The sequence below is a fragment of the Chroococcidiopsis sp. genome, assembly GCF_051657925.1.
GTDB lineage: Bacteria > Cyanobacteriota > Cyanobacteriia > Cyanobacteriales > Chroococcidiopsidaceae > Chroococcidiopsis.
In genome coordinates, this window is the sequence record NZ_JBOFLP010000036.1 from 1 (window position 1) to 8,166 (window position 8,166).

At 43.5% G+C, this 8,166-nt stretch carries 6 protein-coding genes; 2 read left to right on the forward strand and 4 right to left on the reverse strand.

The features are described from left to right. Together ACRC32_RS02625 and ACRC32_RS02630 are read right to left on the reverse strand one after the other, a co-directional pair. On the reverse strand, positions 1 to 3,095 hold a 3,095-nt coding region (locus ACRC32_RS02625; protein ID WP_438552515.1), incomplete at its 3' end, for a DUF2157 domain-containing protein. 176 nt (positions 3,096 to 3,271) lie between these two features. Continuing rightward, positions 3,272 to 3,856, reverse strand: coding sequence for a DUF99 family protein (locus ACRC32_RS02630; protein ID WP_438552516.1), 585 nt, complete (start codon positions 3,854 to 3,856; stop codon positions 3,272 to 3,274). A gap of 273 nt (positions 3,857 to 4,129) precedes the next feature. On the opposite strand from ACRC32_RS02630, the gene ACRC32_RS02635 reads away from it, so the two are divergent. Continuing rightward, positions 4,130 to 5,281: a tyrosine-type recombinase/integrase gene (locus ACRC32_RS02635; protein WP_438552517.1), complete on the forward strand. Its 1,152-nt coding sequence runs from the start codon at positions 4,130 to 4,132 to the stop codon at positions 5,279 to 5,281. Positions 5,282 to 5,295: 14 nt separating this feature from the next. Here the strand turns inward: ACRC32_RS02635 and ACRC32_RS02640 are convergent, their stop codons facing one another. Further along, on the reverse strand, positions 5,296 to 6,309 hold the full coding sequence (locus ACRC32_RS02640; protein ID WP_438552518.1) for a tyrosine-type recombinase/integrase: 1,014 nt from the start codon (positions 6,307 to 6,309) through the stop codon (positions 5,296 to 5,298). Between the two features lie 434 nt (positions 6,310 to 6,743). Between ACRC32_RS02640 and ACRC32_RS02645 the strand changes: the two genes are divergently transcribed. After that, positions 6,744 to 7,646 (forward strand): alpha/beta fold hydrolase, encoded by a 903-nt coding sequence (locus tag ACRC32_RS02645; protein ID WP_438552519.1) that lies wholly within the window; start codon positions 6,744 to 6,746, stop codon positions 7,644 to 7,646. Here ACRC32_RS02645 and ACRC32_RS02650 read toward each other — a convergent pair. After that, positions 7,624 to 7,818 (reverse strand): heavy-metal-associated domain-containing protein, encoded by a 195-nt coding sequence (locus ACRC32_RS02650; protein WP_438552520.1) that lies wholly within the window; start codon positions 7,816 to 7,818, stop codon positions 7,624 to 7,626. The genes ACRC32_RS02645 and ACRC32_RS02650 overlap by 23 nt on opposite strands. Between the last annotated feature and the right edge of the window lie 348 nt (positions 7,819 to 8,166).

Consider the following 8,166-nt stretch of genomic DNA (forward strand, 5'->3'; position numbering starts at 1 on the left):
GAGCCGCCAACTGTGAGCAATACAATTACTCCTGGCAAAATAGTAGCAGAATGTTGCCAAGGTTGTTTCGACCATCCCCAAGTTTGCCAAGGTAACGAGTATAAAAGGTAGGCAAAAATACAAGCGATCGCAGATGCCCAATTTAAGAGTGCAGTTAATGGTAAAATTCGCTCTAAGAGGTGGGCGATCGCAATTGTTAATTGTATGACTGACAAATATACCCAAAAATGGCGATTCCGTCCTTGCCAAGCTGCATAAGCTGCTAATGTTGCCGCAATCGCTAGCCAAAGATTGCTACCAAAATTACTTAAATTTACTCCTAATGCTAGTAGGGAAAAAAGACTGCCAACTCCCCAGTGAAGATGGGTAATTACGAGTAATTCTTGAGGTGTAAGTCTCCAATAAAATAGTAACCAGCGCGAACAGAAACGATATGTAATTGCGATCGCACAGGCTAGGGTTGATAGTAAGACTATGCCATCCCCTGCTTGCCCTCCTTTGGATTGGATTAATTGATAAACTAAGAGTTCGTAAGCAGCAAAGGAAAGACCAAATACAGATATAAATGTAATTGGTTTGAGCAGAGGTAAACGCCTTCCAACACCAATTCCCACTAATGCGGCTGCTAACGTGTAAAGTCCTGTGTAGGCAGTAAATGTATAGTGGGCGAAGATTAATCCTATGACTGCATATATAAGCGAGATAACGTGCCAACTAGAAAGGTAAGGCAAGGCAGAACGACGTACCCACCAGTCACCACCTAATTGCGTTGCTAGTCCTAATCCTAAATTAGCGATCGCAATATTTATAAAAGATGGTACAGTCCACCATACGATACTAGCTACTACTAATTCTGTACCCCAAGCAATCCCGGAAAAACCTAAATTTGTCGGTTGTTGCCAGTTACGATAAGTAATTGCTCCTGTGGTTATAACTGCTGCAAAAATTATGTAGAAATCTTGTATGGGGTAAACTTCTAGCCGACCTAAAGTTAGAAAAGTTAAATTAATTATACTCAGCGCGATCGCCCAAGCGTCTAATGCTAGAGCATAAATTTCCATAGGGGCGCACAACTGTGCGCCCCTACGAGAACGTAACAACCACAACCCCCATAAAGCAACGCCAATCCATGTTGGTAACCAATTGAGGGGAACCCCCCAAATTTGCCACAGACAAGTTCCCGCAAAACTCAAACCAAATCCAACAGTGATTGCTGCGGCAAGTTGCGATCGCAATTTTTGCGTGTTGAATAACATTAAACTGGTGGCAACTGCCGTACTTATTAATAAAGGAGTTACCCTAGCTTCAGTTAGGATTTGGGCTAGAAGTAAAGCAACAACACTCAGCCAATTTGCTAATCTTGCTTGAGGAATGGCACGGCTACCCAGAAATGTAAGACAGGCTGGAGTGGCTAGCCAAATTAATCCCCAAGATGGATTTGATGCTATGAGTAAGGGATAACTCAAGCCTGCTAAGACTAAACCGATATACCACGCACTACGCTGCCAGATTGGATGTGCGATCGCTAAACTACAACCCCATTCTGCTACCATGCCAATTAATAAAATGACTGCCCAAAATCGAGCATTGAGATTGGGAAAACCCCAACCTATCCATGCATATAAAGTTAATATTCCTGTTACGTGCGTGAGATAAATTAACCATGCGGCGAGAGTTGGACGCTGACGGAGGACAATTATTAAGGTAAGAGTAGAAGCTAATAAGTAGAGCGATCGCACTAAGGGATTAAATAGACTAAATAAAGCAAGAATACTTCCTAAAATCAATGCCATGCCTTCGGTGTGGTTAGCTAAATTTGGTTGAGAGGCACGGCGGAGGCGCGAGGAGACAATTAAAGTAACAATAATATAAGGAAAAAGTGCCAGCCCAATGAGTTCTCCTGGGAATAAATAACCCCCAGCGATTTGGGTTGCCAAGGCGATAATTTGCTGTCTCCCTGCAACGGGAATCAACCGCCACAACAAACAGTAAGCCTGCAATCCGACAAAAAATATGGCGAGTAAATCCCATACTTGCCAAAGTCTTTGCAGACGATTTGCTAATAACCAGATACCTAAAATACTAACTGCGATCGCTTGCCAAGGCGGTTCGACGCTGACAGCGACTATCCAACCTAATACTAATAGCCCGATGCCCGTGCGAGTCAATAGAGGTTCTACCTGACGGCGAGTTAACCAACAAAGCACCCAGCCGCAAATCCCTAACGCCAGTCCAATTGCATCTATGGGTACGCCTGCACGTAGGACTCCCCTACCGAAAAGCAGTAAGGTGGAAATAGCAAGAACAACGCCACTAATCCCTAAATCAATTAAACTCGTCGCCCGACGCTTTTCTACCCGATGCCATAATACTCCTGCTGTCCCTACCGTACCGCTATAGATAGCAATGAGGGGGAACCCAGGTATTATCCAACCCAATTGCAGCCAACTCAGTGCAAGAGTATTCACTCTAATCGGTAATGCAGCTTGCAACACCGTCCAGGCGATCGCGGATAAACTTAAAATTGCGATCGCTCCTACTATTAATCCCAATCCATCCCACCACAACTGAAACCCATCGATTGCCCAGAAGTTTACTGGAATTAGGGATAGGGTGGTGACTTGTAGAATCCTGCTTGTCAAACTTAAATTCGGTCGTTGTCGCGTCCACCAGCAAGCAAACCAAAATGCTAAGGTGTAGCCGAATAAAATGGCATATTGTCCGACTGAGGAAAAATTCTGCCACTGACTCGCAGCTAGTACCCCAGAGGATACGACTACCATGAACACGCCTAAAAATAGCAGCCACACGACGCTAATTTCTTCCATGAGGGAAGATAAAATCTGACTGACTATGGGTGCGGGACGAGTTCTAATCGGAACTGGCGTTTCTGCTTGTGTTGTCGTAATAAATTCTTCTTGAGGAGATACTTCAGCTACGGGTAAGGCACAAACTAGGTGAGTGCGACAAATTTGGATAACTTGAGTTTCAGAAAGCAACCCCAGGCGCAACCACAGATCTAATCCTTCTAACAACTGGGGTTGTGTAGCTGGTATTGTTAGTTTTATCTCGATTCGTTCTGGTTGTGAGGTCATGGCTAGCTATCTCAGCGCATACCTCATCATGCCGATTGTAGGGAAATTCAACTCTCGGTAAATGTGCTACTTTTTGAGTTGGCGATCGAATCATCGTGTCGCGCAAAGACGAGGCAGCGCGTTGCGGGGGTTTCCCTCGTTGTAGCGACTGCCGTGCGACTGGCGTAGCAAAGGCGCTATGCTGAACTCCCGCTTTCACCTTTGACGACTGCTGCACCGATTAAGTGTGCTAACCTCAGGGCTTCTGGTACGTGACCGCGATCGCTTAATCTTTGTAATACGGTGGCGATGATATTTGGATCTTCTCCGCAGACTTGAAAGAAAAATGGTGGATATGCGTGAACTGTCCCCGCACGACGCATCAGTTCTAAACGGCGTTGGGGTTGAGGTAAGCGTTGCAATGCTGTTTCTATCTTTGTCATGTTTGGCTGTCGGCGCATGAGGGTAACGCAGGGAATTTTTAGTTTGTCTGCAAGTTTGGGTAAGTCGATGATGTTAAAGCCACCGAAGCCGATTCCATCTAATAGCAATACGTGGAGTTGAGGCAGAAATTTTTTGCCTATTAGTAACCGACAGATTGTATCTGTAGCGTTCCAGCCGTCTTGTCGCACTTTTCCCCATACCATCCCTTCAAATCGCGTCTCTGCACAAATAACACCGACGATTGAGACACTGCTACTACGTCGGCGCACGAATGGCGCATCGTCAAAGCCGATAACGCGAATGGTGCGATCGCGTGCTAGTAATGTTTCTAGTTTCACTGGGTTTGCAGTACTTCGTTTCTAGAATTATTGAAACGCAGATGTGCGAATGAATGTATTAGGAAACATCAAAAAAATACCCAAAATTAGAAATTTATACCCAGTTATTTATATAAATGAAACTCTAAATCACATTCATACCTAAAATGCGTCAATTATACCTAAACTTCGACTGGAAAACTTTTTAAACGCAATCGAGTTATCTTTACCCAAAGTCTCAGCGTGCTAAACTATCTCATCTATATACCTAAAACACGAAATAAATACCCAACAGTGAAAGCAAGTAAAGGTTCAGTTGTTGTAGAAAGTTTTAAGGATAGGCTGAGGCTGCGTTGGCGAGTTGCAGGAAAGCGATATTGCTTATCTTTAGGATTGCCAGATACTCAAGAAAGTCGGATGTTGGCGGAGTTGAAGGCGCGTCAGATTGAGTTGGATGTAATTTCTGGCAATTTTGACGCTACTCTGGCTAAATACAAACCCCAAAGCTTAACTGAAAAACCAGTTAATGACGCGCAACTCCTCACTTGTGCCGAACTATTCCAACGGTTTATGGAGTATAAGTCTCAGTCTTTACATCCCAGAAGTTTAGATCGCTACAAGACAACTCTGAAATACCTGCACCAGTTTTACTATCGAGAGGATGAGAGGCGGAAATTACTAGCCGCACAAAATGCGATCGCAATTCTACAAACTCATGCGGAACAATTCAATGCTTGGCTTCAGAGTAAGAACGCCGAACGCGCCAGGAAAGAACGGCTGATTTTACTCAGTGCTTGCTGGAGTTGGGGAATAACGAAAGGTTTTGTGGAAGCGAACCCCTGGAAAGATTTACAAAAGCAGGTGGAGTCAGCACCCAAACAACCACTCAAACCATTTACACAAGAGGAAGTTAAGGCAATTTTAGCTGCTTTCAAAACTCACCCTCAATACAAACACTATGCCGATTTTGTCGAATTTTTATTTTTGACTGGGGTGCGAACTACTGAGGCGATCGCTTTACGCTGGCTGCATATTAATTTCGATCTGTCAAGTATTTGGGCTGGAGAATCTATCAGTCGGGGTGTACCTCAGACAAATAAAGCTCGCTCCATTCCCTTAAATGACAGAATTAGATTATTGCTCCAAGCTAGAAAGCCTGAAAATTATTTACCAGACGATCTTATCTTCCCGAGTCCTGAAGGATTACCGATTGACGATCGCAATTTTCGCAATCGTGCTTGGGTGAAAATGTTGGAGTTGGCTGGTGTGGAATATCGCAAACCTTCCAATACAAGACACACGTTTATTTGTATGTGTTTGAGTGCGGGTATCAATCCTGCTGTGGTGGCTCAAATTACTGGTTGCGATCTGCAATCTCTCGATCGCGATTATGCTGAGTATATTCCTCCTTTGTCTACGCTGCCAGATTTGTTTGGTAATTGGTAATTGGTTGTTAGTAACTACTCTCTCAGTCTTCCCCTGACTCCCGACTCCCGACTCCCGACTTCTTCCTCAACCATTGCTGCTAATAATTCGGTGACTTCGGCTTGGTGATTTTGGCGATTGTCGTCGTAAACCATTAATGTATCTAACCTGGCATGACGAGATAATTTCTGTACCATGCGAACGTTTCCACCTGTCGCATCCAATGCAGCTGTAATTCCAGAATGTCGAACTCTGTGAGGACTGAGGCGTTTTTTCAATCCTGCTGTTTCTGCTATTGCCTGTACGATCTTATATATAGCAGTACCAGTGAGACGATGACCGTAACTAGCGCGATCGAGTGCGATAAATAATGGTTCGTTACGCTTAGCTTTACCGCGCTCGCACAACCAATCTTGCAATGCTGCTACTGTAGACTCAGATAAACTAATTGTCTCAGCTTGAGTGCCTCGACCTTTTCCATATATAGTTAGCGATCGCGCCTCTGGATCGAAGTCACTTACATTCGCTTTAACTAATTCTCCGCGTCTCAAGGCATTATCCCACAGCAATCTTAATATCGCATAGTCGCGTTTGCCTTTAAGCGTGTTGCGATCGACAATATCTAACACCTGACGATACGCTTCTAAACTCACCCCACTCGTATCGCGATAAGCTTTTACCTTCTCTCCCGTAATATCATCCAAACTGTAATCGCACATCCCAATTTGACGCGCATAGTTAACTAAAGATTTTATTGCGGCTAATCGACGGTTAATTGTTGCTTCCGATAAATTGCGATCGATCAGAACTGCCTTATATTTAAGTACTAAGGCTGTCGCGTTGAATCGAGAAAGTTGGAGAAATTCGGCAATTAAGTTTCGATCTGGTTCAACTCCTGCCATCGTGACGAAAAAATCTTTTAAATCTTTAGCATAGGCGCGACGAGTATTTTCGCTGCGCTTATTCGCCAATAAATTTCCCAAAATATCTTCTTGGGGTTGGATGTTGAAACTCGATTTAGGGGCTGTCAGCCGACTTAATTGGCTCATGGTTACGATAATGCGTCTTTCCGCAACCTACTATAACCTTGGTATATCAATATGTCTAGGGTTTTAGCAGTAAAAGCCCGTGTTAATACCTCGCAGCTAAAAAGCGCTCAAATGAATAAATCGGGAAAGGCTAGAAAGGCAGCGGTGTTAGCAGAACTCAATAGCCCTTGACACTTTTGCCCGTTTACCCTTTACCCTGTTTTCTTCGCGTCTTTGCGTCTTTGCGCGAAACTCTCTTGCGATTTTCTAGTTGAGAATCCGAGTCAAATCCAAGACAAACCCAGGTAATACATCAATTCTCATCTTTATGTGTATAGTGCGTTTATTTGAGTATGTTATCCACAAAAAACTCTGTTACCAGTCTTCTCTACAAAAAGATCGAGCGATCGCAATTGGTCGCACATTATAATTCCAGTTACAGATAGTCAACTTGTATGTTTGCTCAATTTCTCCCCCATCTGGTCACGCAACTTACTGAAGCGACATCGATCGCGCTAGCTCAGAATATACAGCAACAAGCGATCGCCACTCCATTATCTCAAGAGGCAATCGCAACCACATACGTAAGACAAGGTAGTGGAGAACCCATACTATTAATTCACGGTTTCGATAGTTCCGTGTTGGAGTTTCGTCGATTATTACCACTATTAGCAGCTCATCACGAAACTTGGGCAGTCGATTTATTTGGTTTTGGATTTACCAATAGAGTTGCAGAAGTCAAAATAACTCCTGACGCGATTAAGACTCATCTATATTATTTCTGGAAAACTCTAATTCAAAAGCCTGTAATTTTAGTCGGTGCCTCAATGGGAGGTGCAGCAGCCATAGATTTCACGCTGACATATCCAGATGCGGTGCAAAAGTTAGTCTTGATTGATAGTGCAGGGGTAGCTGGTGGTTCGGTAATGAGTAAATATATGTTTCCACCACTGGATCGTTTAGCAACTGAGTTTTTACGCAATCCGAGGATTCGTCACAGCATTAGTCGTGCTGCTTATAAAAATAAAACTCTTGCTTCCATTGACGCTCAAGTTTGTGCCGCGCTGCATTTAGAATGCTCTCAGTGGAGTCAGGCGTTAATTGCTTTTACTAAAAGCGGTGGATATAGTTCTTTCAAAAATAGACTCAACCAAATTCGATCGCAAACATTAATCCTGTGGGGAAAAGACGATCGGATCTTGGGTACTACCGATGCTTATAGATTTAAACGCGCGATCGCCCAAAGTCAACTGATTTGGATTAAAGATTGCGGACACGTTCCTCATCTAGAACAGCCACAAATTACAGCACAACACATTCTAGAATTTGTCGATTCTACTCTACCGTGTGACCAGTAGCAGTAATAGCTTGTTTGATTGACTCTTCAGACTGTACACCTTCCACTTTCACAGTCTTAGCCGAAACATCTACATCAACTTGAGCATCTGCATCCACAGATTTAACCGCTTTGGTAATTGTTTCTGCACAGCCATCGCAGACAATACTCGGAACCTTCAGTTGTAATGACATAACTATAAAACTGAATTCTACTCAAGTTTAGAGTATCAGATTTACGCTTCAAGTTGAATATATAGGTATAATTCTCAATCTTTGGGTATAAACAAGATGTAGGCTAATAAAGCGATCGCCTGAAGGTCGATAATTCCCACCACTGCTCAATTTCTATAAGTAGTTGCGCTCGACTCAAGATACAAAACATTGTATCCAGGCGCGATCGCCTGCGTTATACTTGTATAACAAACAAAATATAGCAGTAATAATATGGGACTAATTGCCGTCCGACTAGATGCAGAAACCGAGGCGCGGTTAGCAGAAATTGTGGCGCACGAACAAGCAGACAAAAGCGAGACAATTAGG

Excerpts from the sequence above, each read along its gene's own strand:
- ACRC32_RS02640 (WP_438552518.1), bottom strand. The coding sequence starts at position 6,309 with ATGAGCCAATTAAGTCGGCTGACAGCCCCTAAATCGAGTTTCAACATC.
- ACRC32_RS02645 (WP_438552519.1), top strand. The coding sequence starts at position 6,744 with ATGTTTGCTCAATTTCTCCCCCATCTGGTCACGCAACTTACTGAAGCG.
- ACRC32_RS02650 (WP_438552520.1), bottom strand. The coding sequence starts at position 7,818 with ATGTCATTACAACTGAAGGTTCCGAGTATTGTCTGCGATGGCTGTGCA.